The organism is Streptomyces sp. M41(2017), assembly GCF_002078175.1.
Classification (GTDB): domain Bacteria; phylum Actinomycetota; class Actinomycetes; order Streptomycetales; family Streptomycetaceae; genus Streptomyces.
This window is the reverse complement of the sequence record NZ_MWFK01000003.1, coordinates 314,725-336,704: the sequence shown is the minus strand read 5'-3', so window position 1 is coordinate 336,704 and position 21,980 is coordinate 314,725. Positions and strand designations below refer to the sequence as shown.

At 71.1% G+C, this 21,980-nt stretch carries 20 protein-coding genes; 10 read left to right on the top strand and 10 right to left on the bottom strand.

From position 1 onward, the window contains the following. The first annotated feature begins 1 nt into the window (after position 1). Positions 2–2,209, top strand: a complete 2,208-nt coding sequence (locus B0675_RS38175; RefSeq protein WP_081224360.1) for a SpoIIE family protein phosphatase — start codon at positions 2–4, stop codon at positions 2,207–2,209. Positions 2,210–2,399: 190 nt separating this feature from the next. Here B0675_RS38175 and B0675_RS38170 read toward each other — a convergent pair whose 3' ends face one another. Genes B0675_RS38170 through B0675_RS38150 form a run of 5 tightly spaced genes read right to left on the bottom strand, consistent with a single transcriptional unit; the run spans position 2,400 to position 7,899 of the window. Next, positions 2,400–3,311 carry a Gfo/Idh/MocA family oxidoreductase gene (locus tag B0675_RS38170; protein WP_081224359.1) on the bottom strand — a complete coding sequence of 304 codons (912 nt, stop codon included), beginning with the start codon at positions 3,309–3,311 and terminating at the stop codon, positions 2,400–2,402. Positions 3,312–3,345: 34 nt separating this feature from the next. Beyond that, positions 3,346–4,560 carry an ROK family protein gene (locus B0675_RS38165; RefSeq protein WP_081224358.1) on the bottom strand — a complete coding sequence of 405 codons (1,215 nt, stop codon included), beginning with the start codon at positions 4,558–4,560 and terminating at the stop codon, positions 3,346–3,348. Positions 4,561–4,563: 3 nt separating this feature from the next. After that, positions 4,564–5,448, bottom strand: a complete 885-nt coding sequence (locus tag B0675_RS38160) for a carbohydrate ABC transporter permease (protein WP_081224357.1) — start codon at positions 5,446–5,448, stop codon at positions 4,564–4,566. After that, the gene (locus B0675_RS38155) at positions 5,445–6,464 is read right to left on the bottom strand and encodes a sugar ABC transporter permease (protein WP_081224356.1); all 1,020 of its coding nucleotides are present in this window, start codon (positions 6,462–6,464) and stop codon (positions 5,445–5,447) included. Before B0675_RS38155 ends, B0675_RS38160 begins: the two co-directional genes overlap by 4 nt. Before the next feature lie 31 nt (positions 6,465–6,495). Next, positions 6,496–7,899, bottom strand: coding sequence for an extracellular solute-binding protein (locus B0675_RS38150; protein ID WP_081224355.1), 1,404 nt, complete (start codon positions 7,897–7,899; stop codon positions 6,496–6,498). A 124-nt stretch (positions 7,900–8,023) separates the two neighbouring features. On the opposite strand from B0675_RS38150, the gene B0675_RS38145 reads away from it, so the two are divergent. From B0675_RS38145 to B0675_RS38130, 4 genes are read left to right on the top strand one after another with little or no spacing between them, the layout of a single operon-like run. Beyond that, entirely contained in the window at positions 8,024–9,070 is a 1,047-nt protein-coding gene (locus B0675_RS38145; RefSeq protein WP_081224354.1) for a zinc-binding alcohol dehydrogenase, read from the top strand. 13 nt (positions 9,071–9,083) lie between these two features. Next, positions 9,084–9,884 (top strand): sugar phosphate isomerase/epimerase family protein, encoded by an 801-nt coding sequence (locus B0675_RS38140; RefSeq protein ID WP_081224353.1) that lies wholly within the window; start codon positions 9,084–9,086, stop codon positions 9,882–9,884. Continuing rightward, a complete protein-coding gene (locus B0675_RS38135; protein ID WP_081224352.1) occupies positions 9,881–11,245 on the top strand; it encodes a hypothetical protein in 1,365 nt (454 codons plus the stop codon). The genes B0675_RS38140 and B0675_RS38135 overlap by 4 nt, the downstream gene beginning before the upstream one ends. After that, positions 11,242–13,185 carry a glycogen debranching N-terminal domain-containing protein gene (locus B0675_RS38130; RefSeq protein ID WP_081224351.1) on the top strand — a complete coding sequence of 648 codons (1,944 nt, stop codon included), beginning with the start codon at positions 11,242–11,244 and terminating at the stop codon, positions 13,183–13,185. Before B0675_RS38135 ends, B0675_RS38130 begins: the two co-directional genes overlap by 4 nt. A 15-nt stretch (positions 13,186–13,200) precedes the next feature. Here B0675_RS38130 and ppk2 read toward each other — a convergent pair whose 3' ends face one another. Further along, positions 13,201–14,163 (bottom strand): polyphosphate kinase 2, encoded by a 963-nt coding sequence (ppk2, locus tag B0675_RS38125; protein WP_081224593.1) that lies wholly within the window; start codon positions 14,161–14,163, stop codon positions 13,201–13,203. 247 nt (positions 14,164–14,410) lie between these two features. On the opposite strand from ppk2, the gene B0675_RS38120 reads away from it, so the two are divergent. Next, positions 14,411–14,620 carry a hypothetical protein gene (locus tag B0675_RS38120; protein WP_081224350.1) on the top strand — a complete coding sequence of 70 codons (210 nt, stop codon included), beginning with the start codon at positions 14,411–14,413 and terminating at the stop codon, positions 14,618–14,620. Positions 14,621–14,681: 61 nt separating this feature from the next. Here B0675_RS38120 and B0675_RS38115 read toward each other — a convergent pair whose 3' ends face one another. After that, on the bottom strand, positions 14,682–15,623 hold the full coding sequence (locus B0675_RS38115) for a LysR family transcriptional regulator (protein ID WP_179165553.1): 942 nt from the start codon (positions 15,621–15,623) through the stop codon (positions 14,682–14,684). Between the two features lie 70 nt (positions 15,624–15,693). Between B0675_RS38115 and B0675_RS38110 the strand changes: the two genes are divergently transcribed. Continuing rightward, positions 15,694–16,581 (top strand): SDR family NAD(P)-dependent oxidoreductase, encoded by an 888-nt coding sequence (locus tag B0675_RS38110; RefSeq protein WP_081224348.1) that lies wholly within the window; start codon positions 15,694–15,696, stop codon positions 16,579–16,581. A gap of 187 nt (positions 16,582–16,768) precedes the next feature. After that, the gene (locus B0675_RS38105) at positions 16,769–17,059 is read left to right on the top strand and encodes a DUF3303 family protein (protein ID WP_081224347.1); all 291 of its coding nucleotides are present in this window, start codon (positions 16,769–16,771) and stop codon (positions 17,057–17,059) included. 29 nt (positions 17,060–17,088) lie between these two features. Here the strand turns inward: B0675_RS38105 and B0675_RS38100 are convergent, their stop codons facing one another. Next, positions 17,089–17,709, bottom strand: a complete 621-nt coding sequence (locus B0675_RS38100; protein WP_081224346.1) for a TetR/AcrR family transcriptional regulator — start codon at positions 17,707–17,709, stop codon at positions 17,089–17,091. 197 nt (positions 17,710–17,906) lie between these two features. Here B0675_RS38100 and B0675_RS38095 point away from each other — a divergent pair, with 197 nt between their 5' ends. Both B0675_RS38095 and B0675_RS38090 read left to right on the top strand, forming a co-directional pair. Beyond that, on the top strand, positions 17,907–19,040 hold the full coding sequence (locus B0675_RS38095) for an NAD(P)/FAD-dependent oxidoreductase (protein WP_081224592.1): 1,134 nt from the start codon (positions 17,907–17,909) through the stop codon (positions 19,038–19,040). Between the two features lie 203 nt (positions 19,041–19,243). Then, positions 19,244–19,492 carry a DUF5133 domain-containing protein gene (locus tag B0675_RS38090; RefSeq protein ID WP_081224345.1) on the top strand — a complete coding sequence of 83 codons (249 nt, stop codon included), beginning with the start codon at positions 19,244–19,246 and terminating at the stop codon, positions 19,490–19,492. Positions 19,493–19,551: 59 nt separating this feature from the next. Here B0675_RS38090 and B0675_RS38085 read toward each other — a convergent pair whose 3' ends face one another. Together B0675_RS38085 and B0675_RS38080 are read right to left on the bottom strand one after the other, a co-directional pair. Continuing rightward, positions 19,552–21,276 carry an MOSC and FAD-binding oxidoreductase domain-containing protein gene (locus B0675_RS38085; protein ID WP_081224344.1) on the bottom strand — a complete coding sequence of 575 codons (1,725 nt, stop codon included), beginning with the start codon at positions 21,274–21,276 and terminating at the stop codon, positions 19,552–19,554. Between the two features lie 189 nt (positions 21,277–21,465). After that, the gene (locus B0675_RS38080) at positions 21,466–21,930 is read right to left on the bottom strand and encodes a MarR family transcriptional regulator (RefSeq protein WP_241540172.1); all 465 of its coding nucleotides are present in this window, start codon (positions 21,928–21,930) and stop codon (positions 21,466–21,468) included. Positions 21,931–21,980: the final 50 nt, after the last annotated feature.

The window sequence follows — 21,980 nt, the reverse complement described above, 5'->3', positions numbered from 1 at the left end:
GATGACCCGCGTACCGGAACAGCCGGCACCGACCACCCTTTCCACCGTGGCGCGTCCGCACGCCGACGAGCAGGCCGGCCACGATCTGCGCGTGCTCTTCGGACAGTCCACGGCCGTGTTCGCCTCCCTTGCCGGGCCCGCCCACCTGCTGGAGAGCGCGAATCCCGCCTTCATCGCGGCGATCGGCGGTGACGACCGCGCCCGTACGGGCGTGCCCCTGGCGCAGCTGATGCCGGAACTGGCGAACCAGGGCTTCCTCGAACTCCTGGACCGGGTCTACCGCAGCGGCAAGCGCCACGTCGGCCGGGACACCCGCGCCCTGCTGGGCAGCGGTCCCACGGCACGGGAGGCCTTCTTCGACTTCTCCTACGAGCCCCGCCTGGACGCCGGCGGCAATGTCACCGGCGTGTGGGTGTTCGGCGTGGAGACGACTCAGGTCAAGCAGGCACAGCGCCTCACGGCCGAGCACCGGGCGTTGCTGGAGCAGATCGCCCGGCAAGCCCCCCTGCAGCAGGTGCTGGAAGGCATGGCACGCACCATCGAGGACCTCTCTCCCGACGAGGTCCTGGTCTCCGTGCTGCTCGCGGACACCGACGGCCGTCGTCTGCGCCACGGTGCCGCGCCGAGTCTCCCGGACTTCTACAACCAGGCCATCGACGGCATCGCCACCGGCGAGGGCGTCGGTTCGTGCGGTACGGCGGCCCACCGCCGCACGGCCGTCATCGTGACCGACATCACCACCGACCCCTTCTGGGACGACTTCCGCGACCTCGCCGACCGGGCGGGGGTCGCCGCTTGCTGGTCCACGCCCATCCTGGCGCGGGACGGCTCCCTTCTGGGCACCTTCGCGATGTACCACCGCGCCCCGCGCGCCCCGCAGGAAGCCGACCATGCGCTCGCCCGCGTCTTCGCCGACACGGCGGCCCTGGCCATCGAACGTCACCAGGCCGAGCAGGGGCGCCTCGCCGCCGAGGCCCGGGCCCGGGCAGCCCGCAACGACCTGGCGTTCCTCCTGGAAACCAGTACCGCCCTGACCAGCAACCTCGACTACCACGACGCCCTCCAGCGGCTGGCCGACTCGTGCGTGCCGGTCCTGGCGCCGCTGTGCGCCATCGACATCATCGAGGGAGGCCGCGTCCGTCGCGTCGCCACCGCCGCGCCCACGGTCCAGGAGCAGGCGCTGCTCGCCTCCCACATCCCCGTCTACGACGCCGCCGACGATGCCGTGGCCCGCGTCCTGGACACGGGCCTGAGCGAGGTCGCCCGGCGCGCCCCCACCGGCCCCGGCCCCTGGCACGACCTGTCGGTCACCGGCTACGTGTGCGTGCCCCTGGTCGACCGAGGCCGCGCCTTCGGCACCCTCACCCTCCTCACCACGGGCGAGGACGCGGTCGACGGACACACCGTCGCCCTCGCGGAGGAGCTCGCCCGCCGAGCCGCCTCGGCGGCCGCCAACGCCCGCCAGTACACCCAGCGCGTCGCACTCGCCCGGGACCTCCAGGCAGGCCTGCTCCTGCCCGAAGTGCCGGTGGTCCCGGGCGCGGACATCGCCACCCACTACCACCCGGCGGGCGAAGGCCTCGACATCGGCGGCGACTTCTACGACGTCTTCCCCCTCGCCGACGACCGGTGGGCGTTCATGGTCGGTGACGTGTGCGGTCGCGGTGCCATGGCCGCCACCACGACGGCCCTCGTCCGTCACACCGCCCGTGCGGTCGCACCGCTTGTACCCGGCCCCGACGCCGTCGTCGACGCCGTCAACCGAGCCCTGCTCAACCGGCCCGACAGCCACGGCACCGGATTCGTCACCCTCGTGTACGGCCACCTCACCCCCACCGAAAGCGGGCTGGACATCACACTCGTGCGGGCCGGCCACACCCTGCCGCTCCACATCACGGCCGACGGCACGCGTCCCGTGGACGCCACGGGTTCCCTGCTCGGCGTCACGCCCAGCCTCCATCTCCAGGAGCACCGGCTGACCCTGCGGCCCCAGGAAAGCCTGCTGCTGTACACCGACGGCATCACCGAGGCCCGTGACAGCGACGGCGAACTGCTCGGAGAGGAACGCCTCGCCGACGCCATGCCGTTGAACCAGCCCACCGCGAAGGCCGTGATCGGCACCGTCATCGACACGGTCTACACCTTCACCGACGGCCGGCACGGCGACGACGACCAGGCGATCCTCGTCCTGACGGCAACTCCCCGATAGCCACCGCGGGTCGGGCGCTTCCGGACGCGGCCGCGGGGCTGGGCCGAGCGGATACAGCCGTAACCGCCGCCCTGGGTCTGGTAGATGACGCCGGTGGGCGGGGCCACCACGACGAACAGCCAGCGCGCTCCGGTCTCGTCGATGGCGTGTTCCGCCGCCGTCACGTTCGGCGCCCGTGCCAGGAAGGGGGCTATCGGTCGGCGTCGGTCCTGTTCCGGTGGGCCTCGGTCAGCAGGGTCTGAAGGTGGAGCCCGCGCTGGGCGTCGAGTTCGGACGCGGTGCCCGTGCGTACCGCGGTGGCGAACTCCCTGCGGAGGACGGGCCAGGCCTCTTCGTGGTCGATCGTGGCGGTGTCGTAGATCAGGGGTGCCTCGGCGCCGAACAGTTCGACGCGGGTGATGGCGCGCGGTACCTGGACGGAACCCGAAAGGGTCGCCTGGCTGACGGCGCCGTTGGCGTGTTCGAGGGTGAGTTCGGTCCAGCGGCGCGCGTCGCCCGTGCTGCGGATGCCGGTGATGGGGGCGATGGCGGTGTCCAGAAGGTCCAGCAGATGAGGGCCGAGGTCCAGGAGGGCGCCGTGCTCCAGACGCCAGCCGGTGGCGAACTCACCACCGAGGAAGGCGCCGTGGAGGTAGCAGGAGCGCGCTCCGAGAACGTCGACTGCCTGTGCCCGGCGGAGGAATTCCCTGGTCGCGGGGTGGTAGCGCTTGGTGAGGACGAGCTGGGAGACGACACCGGCTTCGGCGACGGCGTCCGCCACGCGGCGTGCCGCCGACAGATCGGGGCCGAGCGGCTTCTCCAGGAGGAGGGCCTTCCCCCGCTTCGCCGCCAGAGGGGCGAGCTCCGCCTGGACGGCGGGGGGTACCGCGAAGGCCACGGCCTCGCAGTGGTCGAGAAGTTCCTCGAAGTCGGCGGCGACTCGGGCGCGGTAGGGGGTGGCGGTCTCCCGCGCGGCCTCCGGGCGGCGGGCCCAGACGGCGCTGAGCCGTGTCTCGGGCCCGGCGGCGAGGACGCGGGCGTGCATCGCCCGGGCCCAGGGGCCGGCTCCCACCAGCCCGACCTCGACGGGGGCGTGCGTCCAGGCGGCGAGGTCAGTGGTCACGTTCGTTCTTTCCTTCGGTCGGTGCGGCCCGCCGTCACAGGGTGAGGCGGGCGAGGCGGGTGTCGGCGCGGGCGGGGGAGTAGAGGATCTCGACGACCATCGAAGCGGCGCCGATGAGGCCCGCGTGATCGCCCAGCCGGGAGGTGACGACCTGGAGGTTCGCGGTCGTGCGGGGCATGGCGCGCTGGTAGAGGAGTTCACGCACCCCGGTCATGAAGGGGACGCCGGAGAGGTCGCCGGCGAGCATGAGGACTCCGGGGTTGAGGAGGGCGACGACGGTCACCAGGACCTCGCCGGCCCGGCGTCCCGCGTCCCGGGCCAGCCGGATCGCGTCGGGCTGCCCCTCGGCGAGAAGACGCCGGACGTCCGAGCCGGAGGTGGGGTGGAGGCCGAGGTCGGTGAGGTCGCGGGCGAGAGCGCGGCCGCTGGCGACGGCCGCGAGACAGCCGTAGGAACCGCACATGCACAGCGCGTCCGGCCGGTCGTGCAGGCGGATGTGGCCGATGTCGCCGGCGCCTCCGTCGACACCCCGGAAGACCTGGTTGCCGATGACGACGCCGGCGCCGATGCCCGTGGACGCCTTGATGAGGACGAAGGCCGAGCAGTCCTGGTGGTTGGCCTGGTGTTCGGCGAGGGCCATGAGGTTGGCGTCGTTGTCGACGAAGACGGGGACGGGCCCGTCCTCCGCACTGACGCCGACGTGCTGCGCGTAGGCCTTCTGGAGCCGTTCGCGGATGGGGTACTGGTCCCAGCCCGGCATGATCGGCGGCTCGACCACCCGGCCCGTCTCCCAGTCGACCGGGCCCGGGACGGAGAGCCCGATTCCGCAGATGTGGGTGGCCTCGGTGCCGGCGGCGGCGATCAGGTCGGGGAACCACGAGGACAGCTGGTCCAGCACCTCGTCGGGCCCGTCGGTGATGTCCAGGGGCCCGGTGTGTTCGGCGAGGATCGTGCCCGCGAGGTCCAGGACGGCGGCGCGGGCGTGCCGGGTCTCCAGGTCCACGGCGATGACCGAGGCGTGCGTGGGATCGAAGACGATCTGGTGGGAGGGCCGGCCGCCGGTGGAGGTACCGGTGCTGTGTCGCAGCCAGCCCGCCCGGTTGAGCAGGTCGAGGCGTTGGCCGATGGTGGAGCGGGACAGGCCGGTGGCGCGCTGCAGGTCGGCGCGGGTGTTGGCGCGGCCGCCGCGGATGAGCTGGAGCAACTCGCCCGCGCTGACCTGGTTCGGCGTCATCGTGAAGTCCCCCATGACTCAGCTCTTGTCGGCGCCGCTGGTGAGGCCTTCGGTGAGGAGGCGCTCGGCGGCGAAGAACAGAAGTACCACGGGAATGGTCAACACCACGGAACCGGCCATGAGTACGGTCTTGGGGACTTCGATTCCGTTGGACAGCTGGGCCAGTCCGAGGGAGACGGTCCACTGGTCGGGGGCGGCGGCCAGGAACAGCAGCGCGAAGAGGAACTCGTTCCAGGCGATCATGAAGACGTACAGCCCGGTCGCCATCAGCGAGGGCAGGGCCAGCGGCAGGATCACCTTGCGGACGGTCTGGAGCCGGCTGCAGCCGTCCAGGGCGGCCGCCTCCTCGATGGAGTACGGGATGGTGACGAGGTAGTTCTTCAGCATGTAGATGGACACCGGCACGGTCTGCGCGACGTAGACGATGGCCAGGCCGATCAGGCTGGAGGACAGTCCCATCTTGGCGAAGACGACGAACAGCGGAACGGCCAGCAGGGTGGACGGGAAGAGATAGACGGCGAGGAAGAGGGCGCTCACCTGCCGGTGGCCGAAGAACTTCAGGCGGCTGACGGCGTAGGCGCCGGGGACGGCGGCGAGCAGGGTGAGGACGACCGTCGCCAGGGACACCAGCGCGGAGTTGAGCAGGAACTTGAGGAAGCCCTGGCCTCCGTCGTCGGTGGACCTGAGCACGTCGTGGTAGGTCGACAGCGTGAAGTCCTTGGCCGGGACCCACAGGGAGCCCGGGTCGAGCAGCAGGGCGTCGATGGGCTTCACCGACAGCATCAGCATGTAGTAGAAGGGCAGCACGGTGATCACCACGAGGAACGCGATGACGAACCAGCGCAGGACGCCGAAGAACTTCTCCTCGAACTGGGCCCTGGTCAGGGTGGCCTTGGGGGTCACGATTCCTCCTGGACCTTGTTGCCGAAGAACTTGAAGTAGAAGCCGAGCAGGATCACCAGGGCGGCGGCCAGGACGAGTGCCTGGGCGGCCGCGGCTCCCACGTCGTAGCGGGCGGTGAGGAAGTCGTAGACGCGCACCCCAGCGACGTCCGTGCCCGCGCCGCCGCCGGTCAGCAGGTAGACGTCGTCGAACTTGTTGAAGGTGAGGATGAACCGCAGGACGCAGAGCAGGGCGATCACGGGCATCAGCTGCGGCAGCAGGACGTGACGGAAGCGCTGCGTGGGAGTGGCTCCGTCGACCTTGGCCGCTTCCTCGAGGCTGTCGGGGATCGCCTGGAGGCGGGCGAGGATGAACAGGAACGCGAAGGGGAAGTAGCGCCAGCACTCGAAGGCGATGACGGTCAGCAGCGCGAGCGGGATGTCGAAGTGGACGCCCAGCAGGTGGACTTCGTAGGAACGAGTGGACAGGAACGCGATGGGGTCGTCCCAGCCGAACAGGCGCCGGCCCCAGTCGTTGACGATGCCGTACTGCGGGCTGAGGGCCACCTCCCAGACGAAGGCGACGGCGACGACGGGGGCGCAGTAGGGCAGCAGCATCGCGGCGCGCAGGAGTCCGCGTCCGCGGAAGGGGGTGCGCAGGGCGAGGGCGGCGACCAGCCCGAGCAGGATGGAGCCGAACGTGGCGCCGACGGTGTAGATGAGGGTGGTCGTGAGGCTCGACCAGAAGCCGGCGGAGTCGAAGACCTGGGTGAAGTTGTCGAGGGTCCAGCGGCCGAAGAGGCCCATGCCCTGGATGTCGACCAACTTGGCGTGCTGGAAGGCCAGGAGGACGGTCCACAGGATGGGCAGGACGACCACGACGAGGACGACGAGGAAGGTGGGCGAGACGAACGCGAGGCCCGCCCGGTTGGTGCGGCGGCTCGCGGTCATGGGGCGGCGCCCGGGCGCGGCGGGCTGCGGCGTCGGCCGCGTGTCGGGATTCCGGCGCTGCTGTGCGTCGGAGGGGGCTGTAGTCATGGGGAGACCTTCGTTACGTGCAGGCGGGCGGCTACTGAAGGGACTTCTTGAGGGCGGCGACTTCGTCGTCGGCCTCGCGGGCCGCCTCGCTGGGTGAGGTCTGTCCGCCGGTCATCTCGCCGATGGCCTTGGGTACGGGCAGTTCGCCGTTGGTGGCGCCGACGAGGGCTCCTTCGCCCTGGGAGATCCCCCAGCGGCGCATGTTGCTGACCCCGGCGGCGAGTTGGTTGAGCAGGCTCGCGGGGTAGACCTGGTCGAACGGTTTGCGGGTGTCGACACCGATGTCACTGTGCCGCCAGGCGTCGATGTAGCGGTTCGGCTGCTCGGCGGTGCCGTGCCGGACGGGGATCTTGCCCTCGGGCGACATGCCGAACCAGGACTCGTAGCCGGAGCCCATCATGTACTCGATGAACTCGCGGGAGGCGGCGGTCTCCGCGGTCTTGGTGGTGACCCAGGAGGTGACCTCGCCGAACTGGGCGGCCTCGGTGGCGTCGGGCCCCTTCAGCGCGGTGACGATCCCGCTGTTGCGGGCGAGATACCCGGGGTCCTTCTTGCACCGGGGACAGCTGGGCAGGGCGTCCTTGCGGAGTCCGGCCAGCTCGTCGAGCAGGAAGGAGGACCAGATCACCATGGAGGAGCGCCCGGCGAAGTAGGTGGCTCGGGTGGAGTCGACGGTCTGGGTGCCGGGGGCTCCGTAGGTGCGGGCGAGACGGTCGTAGGTGGCGAAGGCCTTCTCGCACTGGGGTGAGGCGAGGGCGATCTCGTGCTGGTCGTCGACGAGTTGGCAGTCGTTGGCCAGGGCGACGCTCTCGAAGCTCTGGGACGTGAAGACGTCGGAGGGGTCGGTGGCCGCGGACATGCCGTCGTGGCCCTTGCCGGTGAGGGCCTGAGCGGCTTTGAGGGTGCGGTCGTAGGTGTCGGGTGCGGGCAGGTGTTTCTCGTCGAACTGGTCCTTGCGGTAGACCATCAGCTGGAGCCAGGCGTCGGACGGGACGCCGAGGCGCGTGGCGCCGTCGGAGGTCAGATCCAGGGCGTTGGTGTTGAACGTCCGCTGCCCGAGCTCGCTGACGATCTTCTTCGGGATGTCGGTGTTCAGCAGGCCGTTGGTGTACATCTGCCAGACCTGGCCCATGGGTGCCGCACCGATGACGTCGGGCAGTTTTCCGGAGGCGGCCGCCGCCATGATGAGCTGGGGCATCTGACCCTCGTCGACGCCGACGAGGTGGACCTTGATCCCGGTCCGCTTCTCGAACCCGCTGACGATCTTCTGCGTCGCGGCGACGCGGTCGGGGAGGTTCTCCTGGGACCAGACCGTGATCTCCCGGTCCGGTGCGCCGGGCCCGGTGCTTCCGGAACAGCCGGTGAGCAGCCCGAGCCCCAGGGTTGACGTGACGCCGACCGCGGTCACCTTCGACCGCAGGTGCTTGCTGAGCATTGCGTGTCCTCGTTCCACTTACGTCTACTGAGCACGCATCTCAGCATTAGTTTTGCTTGTTGACAAGACATAAGTTCCGGATATTGTCATCTCAACCCGCCACCGCAACCTTCCGGAGTCATCCGTGGAACGCGTCGTTCAGTTCACCGGCCCACGTCAGGTGGAGGTGGTCGAGCAGTCTCGCGCCGACCTCCCGCCCGGACATCTGAGAGTCCGCACCCGCTACTCGGGCATCTCCGCCGGCACCGAGCTCACCGCCTACCGCGGCACCAACCCGTACCTGACCCGCACCTGGGACCCCGAGGCCCGGCTGTTCCGCGACGGAGCGGCCGGCATCGAATACCCGGTGGCCGGCTGGGGCTACTCGGAGGTCGGAGAGGTCGTCGAGATCTCGCCCGAACTCACCGGCACACCCGGTCTGCCGCGCCCCGGCGACCTCGTGTGGGGCATCTGGGGACACCGCAGCGAGGGAATCGTCCCCGTCGAGCGCATGATCGGCCACACGCTCCCGGCCGGGCTGGACACCCTGGCCGGCGCCTTCGCCCGCGTGGGGGCCATCGCCTACAACGCCGTCCTGGCCGGCGACATCCACCTCGGCGAGGACGTCGCCGTCTTCGGCCAGGGCGTCATCGGCCTCCTCGCCACCCGCCTCGCCCAGCTCAACGGCGCCCGCGTCACCGCGGTCGACGCCCTCGACGGACGCCTGGAGACCGCGAAGGCATACGGCGCGCACCACACGCTCAACGCCCGCACCGACAATGTCGCCGAGCGCATCCGCGAGGCCACCGCGGGTTCCGGCGCCGACCTCGCCATCGAGATCAGCGGCGTCTACCCCGCCCTGCACGAGGCGCTGCGCTCGGTCACCGTCGGCGGCCGTGTCGTCGCCTCCGGCTTCTACCAGGGCGACGGCGTCGGACTGCGCCTCGGCGACGAGTTCCACCACAACCGCGTGCAGCTCATCTGCTCCCAGATCGGCGGCGTCCCACCGCAGTTGGCGGGACGCTGGAGCGTGGAACGCCTCCAGCGGACCTTCCTCCGCCTCGTGGCCGAGGATCAGGTCGACGTCGCCTCCCTGGTCAGCCACGTCATCCCCGCCGCCGACGCCGCCGACGCGTACGTCCTGCTCGACGAGCGTCCTGCCGAGGCGCTGCAGGTCGTCCTGGAATTCTGAAAGGCCCTTCCCCATGCTCAAGACCGCCGCCCAGGAACAGCTCCTGCCCGGAGACACCCTGCAGGCCAAATGGGAGTTCGCCCAGCAGGCCGGCTACGACGCCGTCGAACTGCGCGCCAAGGGCGACTTCCACTTCGCCTCCCGCCTCGACGAACTGAAGCGGGCCCGCAAGGACGGGGTCGTCATGCCGACGGTGTGCGTCGAGATGCTCCACTTCTTCGGAGCCTTCGACGAGGACGTGCGCCGCGACGCCATCGCCCAGATGAAGTCCCAGCTCACCGTGATCGCCGAGATCGGTGGCCTCGGCGCGCAGACCCCCGCCTCCTACGGCATGTTCTCCCGCAGGCTCCCTCCCTTCGAACCGCCGCGCACCGAGGAGCAGGACCGGGAGGTACTCCTGACCGGGCTGACCGAACTGGGAGAACACGCCCGCAAGGAGGGCGTCACCCTCTTCCTGGAACCGCTCAACCGGTACGAGGACCACATGGTCAACCGCCTGGAACAGGCCGCCGACCTGATCCGCGCGACGGGCCTCGACTCCGTGAAGATCGGCATCGACAGCTATCACATGAACATCGAGGAAGCGGACCCCGCCGCCGCGATCCTCGCCCACGCCGAGTGGATCGGGCACGCCCAGGTCTCCGACTCCAACCGCTTCCAGCCCGGCGCCGGCCACCTCGACTGGCCCGCCTGGCTCGGCGCCCTGCACACCATCGGCTACGACGGCTACCTCGCCGCCGAATGCCGCCTCACCGGCGACCCCCTCGAGGCCGTCCGCTCCGTTCCCGCCTTCCTCCAGAGGTCCGGCGCGTGAACACCCTGCTGGACCGGCCCGCGCCCGCCGCAGCCGCAGCCCTGACCCTGCGGCGCGGCGCGGCGCGGGTCCTCCTCGACAACTGGACCGGCACCTCCACCGTCCCCTCCCAGACCCTCTATCCGCACCAGTGGAGCTGGGACTCCGCCTTCATCGCGATCGGGCTGCGCCACCTGTCCGCGCGCAGGGCCCAGCAGGAACTGGAGTCCCTGCTCGCCGCCCAGTGGGCCGACGGCCGTGTCCCGCACATCGTCTTCAATGACGCAGTGCCCGCCGACGCGTACTTCCCCAGCCCCGACTTCTGGCGTTCCTCCCACGCCGGAGCCACCGCCGGAGCCCCCGCGACCCGGGAGACCTCCGGGATCGTCCAGCCACCGGTCCACGCCCTGGCGGCGTGGCTCGTGCACAGCGCGGACCCGGCCGAATCCCGGCGCCGCGGCTTCCTCTCCCGGGTCCACCCCCGCCTCGTCGGCTGGCACGACTACCTGCTCACCCGCCGCGACCTCGGCGGCGACGGACTGGTGTCTGTGGTCCACCCCTGGGAGCCGGGTATGGACAACAGCCCCACCTGGGACCGCGCCCTCGCCCGCGTCGAACCCACGCCACCCGACAGCTTCCGGCGTGCGGACCTCGACCACGGCCAGCCCGCAGACCGTCCCACCGACCTCGACTACGGCCGCTACGTCAGGCTGGCCACCGACTACCGCGACGCCGGATACGACGACCGCGCCGCCGAGCACCGCTTCGCCGTCGAGGACCCGGCCTTCAACGCGCTCCTCGTCGTCAGCGAACTCGCCCTCGCCGAGATCGCCCGCGAGCTGGGCCTGCCAGGCGAACCGCACCGGGAACGGGCGGATCGCCTCACCCGGCACCTCGTCGACAACCTGTGGGACGCCGGTACGGGCGTCTTCCGGGTCCGTGACCTCGGCGACAGGAGCCTGGTCGACGAGCGGAGCATCACCGGACTCGTCCCGCTGATCATCCCCGGGCTGCCACCCGAGATCGTCCGGCGACTGAGCCGAGCACTCCACGGTCCGCACTTCACCTCGCCGGCCACCCGGCTGGTCCCCAGCTACGACCTCACCGGCCACGCCTTCGCCCCGCACCGCTACTGGCGCGGTCCGGCCTGGTTCAACACCGCCTGGCTCATCGAGCGAGGACTGCGTACCCACGGACTGCACGGCGACGCCGCACGGCTGCGCCAGGGATTCCTCGCGGACGCCGGACGCACCGGATTCGCCGAATACGTCGACCCGCTCAGCGGCGAGGCCCGCGGCGCCCGCCACTTCTCGTGGACCGCCGCCCTCACCCTCGACCTTCTGTGCGCCGACGACGCCGACCTCAAGGAGCCCCGACCGTGACCACGGCCGGCCACCCCGTACAGCTCGTACGCGACGCCACCTTCGCCCACCTCGACGCCGACGGCGGCATCAACGCGACTCGCGGCACCCTGCCCGACGGCCTGTTCCTGCGCGACGCCCGCCACCTCAGCCGCTGGCAGCTCACCGTCGACGGCAACGCCCCCGGCATCCTGGTGCCCGCCGAGGTCCAGGACGACGCCACGGCAGCGTGCGTCCTCACCCCGCCCGGCACCCGGGACCAACCCGCCGCGTACACCGTGTTCCGTCAACAGAGCGTCTCCGCAGGCGTGTTCACCGAACACGTACGGCTGGTCAGCAACCGCCCCGAAGCGGTGACGGCGCTCCTGGAACTCGTCGTGGACGCCGACTTCGCCGACCTCTTCGAGCTGCGTGCCGACGACCGGCGCTACCCGAAGCCCGACGCCGAACGCCATTCCGCCGCCACGGACACGGGCGTGCTGTTCAGCTACCGGCGAGCCGACTGGCAGTCGCACACCGCGCTCACCTGCCGTCCCGCGCCGGACGCCACTCAAGCCGAGCAGGGCGAGGGCCCCTCCACCGCCAAGGTCCTGCGCTGGAACCTGCCCCTCGAAGCGCACGGACAGGCCGAACTCCACCTCACCGTGCGCGCCCATCCCCACGGCACGGCACCCCAACCACCCGCGGCACCACGGCACTCGACCGCCTCCGCGTCCCGGACCGGGGCCGCCCCGGCGACCGACGATCTGGCGCGCGCCTGCGCGCGCGGGCTCGCCGACATCGACCTGCTGACCATCTCCGCCACCGGCCTCGACGGCGAAACGGTCCATGTCCCCGCGGCGGGCATCCCCTGGTTCCTCACCCTCTTCGGCCGTGACTCCCTGCTCACCTCGTACTTCCTGCTGCCGTACCGCCCGGACACGGCCGCCGCGACCCTCAGCGCCCTCGCCGCCACGCAGGGCCGCCGTCACGACGCCTTCAGCGGCGAACAGCCCGGCCGCATCGTCCACGAGACCCGCCACGGAGAACTCGCGCACTTCCGCCAGGTCCCGTACGGCCGCTACTACGGAGCGGTGGACGCCACCCCGCTCTTCCTGGTCCTCCTGCACGCCCACTACGAGGCGACCGGCGACGCCTCACTCGCCCGCCGGCTGGAGAACCACGCCCGCCGTGCGGTGGAGTGGATGCACACCGACGGCGGCCTGGACACCCACGGGTACCTGGTCTACCAGCCGGACCCCGGCGGCCTGGTCAACCAGAACTGGAAGGACTCCGAAGGTGCCGTCTGCTTCGCCGACGGCACCCAGGCGGAGGGCCCCGTCGCCGTCTGCGAAGCCCAGGGCTACGCGTACGACGCGCTGCTGCGAACGGCCCTGCTCGCCCGCGACGTATGGAACGACGCGTCTCTCGCGGAGCGCCTCGACAAGACCGCCGCCGAGCTGCGCGACCGGTTCCACACGGACTTCTGGATGCCCGAGGCGGACTTCCCGGCCCTCGCGCTCGACGGCCACGGCCGCCAGGCCGACGCCCTGGCGTCGGACGCCGGACACCTCCTGTGGTCGGGCATCCTCGACACCACCCACGCTCAGCGCGTCGGCCGAAGGCTGTTGGAGCCCGACTTCTTCTCCGGCTGGGCGATCCGTACGCTCGCCGCGGACCAGAAGCCCTACCACCCGCTCTCGTATCACCGCGGCAGTGCCTGGCCGCACGACAACGCCGTGATCGCCCTGGGCCTGGCACGCCACGGCCTGGCCCGCGAGCTCGACACCGTGACCGACGGCCTCGTCGCCGCGGCCGCCCACCACGGCCATCGCCTCCCCGAGGTCATCGCGGGCTACGACCGCACCACCACCCCGCGTCCCGTCCCCTATCCGCACAGCTGCTCCCCGCAGGCCTGGGCGGCGGCGACACCGTTGGCGCTGAGGACGGCGCGGGAACGGGTCCGGTCGGTCGGCGCGTGAGTCGTCCCCCGCGGCTCACGCCCGTCGGTCCGCCGCCGGGTGGTGCCCCGGTCCGTCGGCGTGACGGGCCAGGGGCGTCGGGGAGAGCGTGCGGTCCTCCTCGCCGGGTTCGAGGAGGGTGTCGGCCGGGCCGATGACGAGCGGATCCGGCGTTCCCACCGCCTCGGCGTCCTTGTTGGTGTAGTCGATGCGGGCGAGAAGGCTGCGCATGGACTCCAGACGGGCTCGGCGCTTGTCGTTGCTCTTCACGACGGTCCACGGAGCGTGCTCGGTGTCCGTGGCGCGGAACATCTCGATCTTCGCGAGGGTGTACTCGTCCCAGCGGTCCAGGGAGTCGAGGTCGGTGGGAGAGAGCTTCCACTGCCGGACGGGGTCCACCTGACGGATGGCGAATCGGGTGCGCTGCTCGGCGCGCGAGACGGAGAACCAGAACTTCACCAGGGTGATCCCGTCCTCGACGAGCATCTCCTCGAAGGCGGGACACTGCCGCAGGAAGAGGTCGTACTGGTCGTTCGTGCAGTAGCCCATGACGCGCTCGACCCCGGCGCGGTTGTACCAGGAGCGGTCGAAGAAGACGAGCTCACCCGGTGCCGGCAGATGCGCGGCGTAGCGCTGGAAGTACCACTGCCCGGCTTCTCGTTCGGTGGGCTTGTCCAGGGCGACGATGCGTGCGCTGCGAGGGTTGAGGCGTTCGGTGAAGCGCTGGATCGTTCCCCCTTTGCCCGCCGCGTCCCGCCCCTCGCAGACGACGATGACGCGGGCGCCGGTGTCCTTGGCCCAGCGCTGCAGCTTGAGGAGCTCGATCTGCAGGATGCGTTTCTGCCGGTCGTATTCCTTGCGCCGGACCCGGCGGTCGTAGGGGTAGTTCTCCCGCCACGTCGCGAGCGGCCGGCCCGCCTGGTCCAGGAGGACGGGCTGTTCTGGACTGCTCGCGTCGATCGTCAATCCGTCCAGAAGGGATCTCTGAGCCTCGTCCATGGTCACCTCTCGGCCCGGTCCTGCGTGATCCGTGCGGATCCGCGTTCGGTACACGCCGTGTGTGGTTCCCAGAAAGCCGCACGTCACTCCCGCCTTCGCGGCGGATGGCCGGACGGGGGCCGCACGGCGACGGGGACTCACGGTCCTCCCTCTCAGCATGCCCGACGTGGGTAGTCCCGGCCCTTCTGGGAACTCGGCCTGCGGGCGAGCGGAGCCGCCGCGTCGCCCACGCGGAGGGAGCGCAGTGATGGATGTACGAGAGACCGACGACGGCCGGGGGACGGGCGTCTGCAGGGCGTGCGGGAGCAGGCCCGCGATCCCGTCCGCGAGCGGTCCCATGCTGTGCGAGCACTGCGCCGGGGTGCTCCAGATACCGGACAGTGCCGGACTGGTCGTGGACGACGGCGCCGGGGTACGGCGGGAGTTCGAGAACCGGGGCGGGCGCCGGCATCACTGACGGGCGGCTCTCACGGCCGCGCTGCCTCTGACGGGAGCGCAGCGCAGGCCGTGTGACGTGCTCACGAAGGCGGCAGTGACGGCGCGGGCGCGTCGGCCTCCAGGGCCGCATCGCGCAGGGCGGCCGCCACCCGGACGACCGGGTCGGCCGGCGGGTGGGGGAGACGGGCCAGGAACAGGCGCCGCGTCTCCTGGGGCCCTCCCCGCACGGGGAGCACACGGACTCCCGGCGGAGCGGCGGAGGAGAGGGTGGCGGGCACGGTCGTCAGGCCGACGCCGGCGGCCACGAGCTGCAGCTTGGCGAGCCAGTCGCGCGCCGTGTGGGCGATCTCCGGCCGCTCGTCCAGGCCCGGCCAGACGCCGAGGAGCCGGTCCTCTCCCGCGGAGGTGCCGGCGATCCATCGCTGACCGCGCAGGTCGGCCACGTCTACGGCGTCGGCCCGGGCGAGCGGGTGTGTGGCGGGAACCGCCAGACACAGGGGGCGCTCGGTGAGGGTCTGCACCGCGAGCGGCGGCGATTCGGCGTCCGGCGGCCGGAACGGCGGGGCGGAGGCGAGCAGGGCCAGATCCAGGCTGCCGGCCCGCACAGCCCGGACGAGGGAGGGAGTCGTGCCTTCCCTGCCGACCACACGCAGCCCGGGATCCGTCGTCCGCAGCGCGGTCAGCGCCAGCGGCAGCAGTACGGCTCCGGCGCTCGGGAGCCACCCCAGGCGGACCGTCCCCGACTGCCCGGGCAGACCGGACAACTCCCTGGCGGTCGCCTCGATCTCGTCGAGCACGACGGTCGCGCGGCGCATGACGATCCGGCCCGCGGCGGTGAGCCGCACGCCGTCGCGCCGCCGCTCCAGCAATTCGGCGTCGGCGGCCCGCTCGATCGCGGCGATCTGCCGGGACACGGCCGACTGGGTGTAGCCCAGCGACGCGGCGGCCGAGGTGAAGGTGCCCTGCTCGGCCACCGCGCGGAAGACCCGCAGCGCGGTGAGTGACACATCCGTGAAGTCCATGACGTTCACGCATACTAGCCATGCTCAACTCTCGTTGGACGCATGGAGCGCGGGTTTCTAGCGTGGAGGCATGAACGCTTCTCGCATCGCCCTCGTCACGGGCGCCAACCAAGGACTCGGCCGCGCCCTCGTCGAAGGACTGGCCGCCCGCATGAGCCCCGGCGACCTGGTCCTGCTCACCGGCCGCGACGGCCGGCGGGTGGCGGACGCCGCCCGCGAGGTCGCGGAGCTTCCCGGTACCCGCGCCCGCGTGGAGGGCCGGATCCTGGACGTAACGGAGACCGACGCCGTCGTCCGCCTCGCCGAAGAGCTCCGGGCCCGGCACGGCGGGGTCGACATCGTGCTGTCCAACGCGGTCGCCCGCGTCCTGCCCGAGGAGTCCCAGGCCGAACGCGCCGACGAGTTCATCGACGTCTCCAACATCGCCACGCACGCGATCCTGCGCTCCTTCGCCCCCCTCCTGCGTCCGGGCGGCAGGATGCTCGTGGTGGCCAGCAGCCTGGGCACACTCGGCCACCTCGATCCGCGGCTGCACCCCCTGTTCGACGGCGCGAGTCTCGACCAGGTCGAGTACGCCGTCGAGTCCTGGCGCAGCGCCGTCCACGCCGGGACCGCCCAGGAGGCCGGCTGGCCGGTCTGGCTGAACGTGCCCTCGAAGGTTGCCCAGGTCGCGGCCGTGCGCGGTGTCGCCGCCGAGCGCCGGGAGCGCGACCTCGCGGCCGGGGTCCTGATCGCCGCCGTGTGCCCCGGCATGGTCGACACGGCGACCTCGCGCCCCTGGTTCAGCGACTACAGCCAGGCGCAGTCGCCCGCCCGGGCGGCTGGAGCCCTGCTCGGCCTGGTCTTCGCCGAGCCGGTGGATCCCTCTCTGTACGGCGAACTGATCCGCTTCGGCAAGGTGCTGCCGTGGCACGACGGCGCGCCCCTGGTGGAACAGGACCGCATGGTCAGGCCCTGAGGCGGCGGGATGCCGGCCACGTCAACGCGCTCCTTCAGGGCAGGAGTTGTGGTGATCCGCCGTGCGTGATCGTCGCCGTGCGACAGGTGCCTGGGTGCCGAAGGGCGCGCAAGTGATGAGCGGCATAGCCTAAAAGTGCACGTTGATGTGCCTACGCGTGTGTCGACCAGGCGAGAAGGTGAGTGCGATGCGCGTCATGCTCAGGGCGACCATGGACACGGAGAAGGCCAACGAGCTGATCAGCAGCGGCAAGCTCGCGGAGCTGATGCGGGAGACGATGGAGCACCTCAAGCCGGAGGCGACCTACTTCACCACCATCGACGGCAACCGGGCCTGTTTCATGGTCTTCGACATGCAGGACACCAGTGAAATACCGTTGATCGCCGAGCCGTTCTTCATGAACCTCGGCGCGCGGCTCGAACTCGCCCCCGTCATGGACGCGGAGGATCTGCGGAAGGGTCTGTCCCAACTGGGCTGACCCCAGAGGCAGAAGACTGGAAACGGTGCCTACTGGTGGCCGCCGGAGTCGAGGGCCGTCCAGCCGTTCTCCAGCAGGGCGAACGCGCGCCTGATGGCCTCGCGGGGGTTGTCCCGGCCGTGGGCCGTGCGGGGGGCTTCGAGCGCGAAGTGGGCCAGGGCGACGCAGGCGGGGTCACCGACGGGCAGGCCGCGCTCCTCCGCCACGACCCGGGCCAGGGCGTCGGCGTGACGCAACCACATGGACTGGACGTAGTCGCGCAGGGCCGGCGTGCTGTCGACGAGGCCGAGGAACGCGGTGAACTCGGCGTCGCCGTCCGACGTGGCCAGGCGGAGGCGTAGCGCGTGCTCGCACAGGGCCGCCGGGATGGACTGGCCGGCGGGGCGATCGCGTACGGCGGAGAGGAGCCGCGTCTCCTGGTCGGCTTCCTCGTCGAAGACCAGCGCCTCCTTGACCGGGAAGTGCTTGAACAGCGTCGTGGTGGACACGTCGGCGGCATCGGCGATCTCGCGGATGCCGACGTCGTCGTATCCGCGTGCGAGGAAGAGGCGCAGGGCGGCGTCGGCGATGGCCTGACGGGTGGCGGCCTTCTTGCGCTCGCGGCGCCCGATCGGGGCGGCGGCGGTGGGGGAGGTCTCTGTCTCCGGCATGTCTCCACCCTACCCTTAGGTGGACCGACTTCAAAAGTGAAACGGTTGCACTTAGTGAGTCGGTGTGCTCTTCTGGGGTCGCGGCCCGCTGTCCGACGCGCTCCGCATCCTCATCCCTCGCCGGCCCGTCCGGAGGGACGTCACTGTCCAGCCCGCCCGGCGAGACCTCCCCCGGGTGAGACGAACGGAGCATGATCATGAACACCACCCCGACTCCCCGCATAGCCATCGTCGGCGCCGGTCCCGGCGGCCTGACCTGCGCCCGGATTCTTCAGCGGCACGGCATCTCAGCCACCGTCTTCGACCATGAGAGCGGACCCGAGGCCCGGGACCAGGGCGGAACGCTCGACCTGCACGAGGACAACGGCCAGGTCGCCCTGCGCGAGGCCGGCCTCCTGGACGAGTTCTTCCGGCTGTCCCGCCCCGAGGGCCAGGAGATGCGTCAGCTGGACGCGGACGCGAGGGTCCTCTTCCACCATACCCCCGAAGCGGGCGACCGCTTCAAACCGGAGATCGACCGCGGCCGGTTGCGCGACCTCCTCCTCGACTCCCTCCAGCCCGGCACCGTGCGGTGGGGCCATACCCTGCGGTCCGTCGAGGGTCCGGCGGACGGCCCCCGCCGGCTGCGCTTCGCCGACGGCACGACGATCGAGGCCGACCTCGTCATCGGCGCCGACGGTGCCTGGTCCAAGGTGCGCCGCGCCCTCTCCCCGGCCGTCCCCCGGTACAGCGGTGTCAGCTTCCTCGAGGCGTGGTTCCACGACGTCGAGAACCGGCACGCCGACATCGCCGAACTCGTCGGCCAGGGCGGCGCCGCCGCGGCCGACGGCGACCGTGGCCTGTTCGCCCAGCGCAACGGCGGCGACCACATCCGCGTCTACGTCATCCAGCGCGTGCCCGCCGACTGGCTCACGGGTGCGGGTCTGACCATCCAGGACACGGACGGCATCCGCGCGCTCCTCCTGGACCGCTTCCGCGACTGGTCTCCCCGACTGCGTCGCCTGCTCACCGACAACGACGGCCTCTACGTCGACCGCCCGATCCTCGCCCTGCCCGTCCCCCACACCTGGGACCACGACCCGACGGTCACCCTGCTCGGCGACGCCGCCCACCACATGCCGCCGCTCGGTGTCGGAGTCAACCTCGCCATGCTGGACGCCTGCGAACTGGCGCTCGCCCTCGCGAGGAACAGCACCATCGAGGAGGCGATCCACGCCTACGAGGCGACCATGCTGCCTCGCTCCCACCGGATGCAGGAGCTCCTCGACGGGGGTGCCGAAGAACTGCTCTCCACGGAACTCCCCGACTTCGCCGACGCGGCGAGCCGTTAAGGGCACCAGGGTGCCCCCTGCCCCCGGGCACGGCTCGAAACTCTTGGCCGAAAGCGGTGGCGTAGACCTCTCGGAGCCGGGCACTTGAAGAGCTGCGTGATGACACTCCGTGCCAGATGCGGTGTCGGACGCCCTACATGTGGCCTGGTTCTCGTGACGGCGGTCGGCCGCCTCACGAGCTGTTCAGGGGGAGAGGGAGAACCATGATCCTTCCGGCGGAGAGGGAACTGCGCGCCGTGCTGGCCCGGTTTGCCGAGGTGCGCATCGAACACGACGTGCGCCCCACCGGCCGTACCAGCCGCGCGCTCGACGACGCCACGTACACGCTGTGCGTGATGACGGGGGCCCGGACGGCCGAGCAGGCCCTGCGTACGGCCGATGCCCTGCTGGAGCGCTACGGCGCCGACCGCGCGGGCGGCGCCACGCAGGCGGACGAGACGTTGGCCGCGTAGGGGCCGGTGATGCGTCCTCTCACGGGCGGGCGATTCCCTTGTCGTCCTCGCCGCACGTCCTAGAGATCGAGAACGATCTCGTCGGCCGGTTCGCTGCAGCAGATCAGGACCGAGCCCGCCTCGGGGAGTTCGAGGGGCGGAGTGGTGTACGTGACGTCCCCCGAGATGAGCGGGGTGACGCAGGTGTGGCAGACGCCGGTACGGCAGGACCAGCGGGTGCTGACGTCGCAGGCCTCGGCGAGTTCGAGGAGCGATGCCCGGGCCTGCGACCAGGGGACACTGATGCCGCTGCGGGCGAAGGCGACGAGCGGGCCGGTGCCCTTCGGGCCGGAAGGCTGGTGGGGCTCGACCGTCGGCGCGGACGTGATGCCCGGATTGATGGCCGCGAGCGTGCTGAACTCCTCGGTGTGGATCCGCTCGGGCCGCAGACCGTGATCCCGGAGCGTTGCGCCGAAGGCGTCCATGAAGGCCGTCGGTCCGCACAGGTAGGCATCGGCGTCGGCGGGGATGCCCATGGCCGCGAGAGACTCGGCGGTCGGGCGTCCCCGCCGGACGTAGGCCTCGTCCGCGGGCGAGGTCGGTTCGTCGTCGGCCGTGTAGTAGACGTATTCCTGGGCGGTGGGCAGCTGCGCCAGGAGCGCGTGCGTCTCGTCGGCGAAGGCGTGATGGGCACGGTCGTGCGCGACGTGGATCCACCAGACCGGACGGGCGTCTCGTGCCGCGGCCAGTTGGTGCAGCATGGCCACCACGGGGGTGGCACCGATTCCCGCCGAGGCGAGGACGATCGGCCCGGAGCCCTCGTCGAGCACGAACGTCCCGCGCGGGCTGGCGATCTCCACGAGGTCCTCGGGGCGCAGACCGGCGTTGAGGTAGGTGCTGACCTGTCCGCGGGGTTCGTGTTTCACGCTGATGCGGTAGGCGTCCGCGTCCGGCGCCGAGGACAGGGAGTAACTGCGCACCACCGGGGCGGCGCCGTCGATGCCGAGGCGGATGGACAGGTACTGGCCCGCCCGGGCTCTGGGCAGGGGAGTGCCGTCGGTGGTGTTCAGGTAGATCGACGACACCGTGGGGGTCTCGTGGGCGATCCGGGCGACGCGCATGAGCTTGAAGCCCGGCCACCCCGGGTCCTGCCCCTGCGGTGACGAGGCACCCGAGAGCTCGCGGAAGGACTGCTGCCATCCGGGGCTGAGGGCGGGGACGTTCAGCGCCCTGCGCAACTGGTCTGCGTCGCGGTCGGGGAGGTAGAGGAGCGCGTCGGTGTCGGCGACGCTGAGCCGCTCCGGGCCCCTGCTGATCAGCGTGATGTCGTCGCCCGCCTGGACGTGTCCCTCGGTGAGGACGCGAAGGTAGAAGCCGGGGCGATGGTGGGCGACCAGGAGTGACGGCATGGTGGGTTCGCCGAGGCGCATGCCGACGCGGTAGCAGGTGACGCGGGGCTGGGTCACCTCGAATTCGGCGTCCCCGATGCGGTAGCGGTCGCCGATGCAGACGTCGTCGTCGGGCAGGCCGTCGACCGTGAAGTTCTCTCCGAAGTTCCCGAACGTCAGGTCGTCGCGCCCGAGCTGTTTCTGCCAGTACTGGTAGGACTGCAGCTGGTAGACCAGCACGGCCCGCATCTCGCCGCCATGACCGGCGAGGTCACCCTGGCCGTCCCCCTCGATGTTCAGTCGCCGCACCAGCCGTGGGCCCTGCACGGGGGCCTTCCACACTCCGGTGTGGACGGTCCGCCCCTGCCACGCGACGTCTTTCGGCATCCCCACGTTGACGGACAGCAGTGTCGCCATTGCGGACCTCCTGCACGATGGACGGCCGGTGTGGCCCATGCCTGCTGTGCGATCGGCGCGATCTCCGCGCTACGGCGATTCTATTTCCGGGGACACGGGACCGGCCTCTTCAGCCGGCGCACGGCAAGATCGGTCCGGTGCCCGCGCGTGCCCGGGCCCCGTCGCCGCCCGGTCGTCCCGCGAGCGATGTCAGGGCGTGCTGTCGTCGTCCACGGCTGCGGGATTGAGCGAGGCCAGCAGTTTCAGCAGCAGGGCGTGAGCGTGGTCCTGCTCCGCCGGCGTGAGCGCCTGCAGCGCCTCGGCGTGGGTCGCGTCGACCGCCTTCAGGGCTTCCCCGTGAAGCCGGCGGCCGGCCGCCGTGATGTGCAGGCGGTGCGTGCGCCGGTCGCCCGGGGTGGTCCGGCGCTCCAGCAGACCCCGCTCGACCAGGCCGTTGACCGCGGTGCCCATGGACTGCGGGGTGATCGCGGCACGGCGGGCCGCGGTCGCGCTGGACACACCCGGATCGAGGATCGCCTGTGTCATGGCGTTGTTCTGCGCCAGCGTCAGCTGGAACGGGCGCAGCGTGCGCTCGATCCTGGACGCCATGATCTGGCCGATCTGCCAGGCCACATAGCCCGTGCGCCGGTCGGGGTTCTCGTCGGGACGGTTCACGCGGCGTACCTCATTGGAAGGCAACTGATTATGCTGTGCAGATATTATCA

What these genes read in the sequence shown, in the direction of transcription:
- B0675_RS38095 (WP_081224592.1), top strand. Translation starts at nt 17,907, where the DNA reads ATGAACACCACCCCGACTCCCCGCATAGCCATCGTCGGCGCCGGTCCC.
- B0675_RS38155 (WP_081224356.1), bottom strand. Translation starts at nt 6,464, where the DNA reads ATGACTACAGCCCCCTCCGACGCACAGCAGCGCCGGAATCCCGACACG.
- B0675_RS38140 (WP_081224353.1), top strand. Translation starts at nt 9,084, where the DNA reads ATGCTCAAGACCGCCGCCCAGGAACAGCTCCTGCCCGGAGACACCCTG.
- B0675_RS38165 (WP_081224358.1), bottom strand. Translation starts at nt 4,560, where the DNA reads ATGGGGGACTTCACGATGACGCCGAACCAGGTCAGCGCGGGCGAGTTG.
- B0675_RS38105 (WP_081224347.1), top strand. Translation starts at nt 16,769, where the DNA reads ATGCGCGTCATGCTCAGGGCGACCATGGACACGGAGAAGGCCAACGAG.
- B0675_RS38175 (WP_081224360.1), top strand. Translation starts at nt 2, where the DNA reads ATGACCCGCGTACCGGAACAGCCGGCACCGACCACCCTTTCCACCGTG.
- B0675_RS38115 (WP_179165553.1), bottom strand. Translation starts at nt 15,623, where the DNA reads ATGGACTTCACGGATGTGTCACTCACCGCGCTGCGGGTCTTCCGCGCG.
- B0675_RS38110 (WP_081224348.1), top strand. Translation starts at nt 15,694, where the DNA reads ATGAACGCTTCTCGCATCGCCCTCGTCACGGGCGCCAACCAAGGACTC.
- B0675_RS38150 (WP_081224355.1), bottom strand. Translation starts at nt 7,899, where the DNA reads ATGCTCAGCAAGCACCTGCGGTCGAAGGTGACCGCGGTCGGCGTCACG.
- B0675_RS38085 (WP_081224344.1), bottom strand. Translation starts at nt 21,276, where the DNA reads ATGGCGACACTGCTGTCCGTCAACGTGGGGATGCCGAAAGACGTCGCG.
- B0675_RS38090 (WP_081224345.1), top strand. Translation starts at nt 19,244, where the DNA reads ATGATCCTTCCGGCGGAGAGGGAACTGCGCGCCGTGCTGGCCCGGTTT.
- B0675_RS38120 (WP_081224350.1), top strand. Translation starts at nt 14,411, where the DNA reads ATGGATGTACGAGAGACCGACGACGGCCGGGGGACGGGCGTCTGCAGG.
- B0675_RS38100 (WP_081224346.1), bottom strand. Translation starts at nt 17,709, where the DNA reads ATGCCGGAGACAGAGACCTCCCCCACCGCCGCCGCCCCGATCGGGCGC.
- ppk2 (WP_081224593.1), bottom strand. Translation starts at nt 14,163, where the DNA reads ATGGACGAGGCTCAGAGATCCCTTCTGGACGGATTGACGATCGACGCG.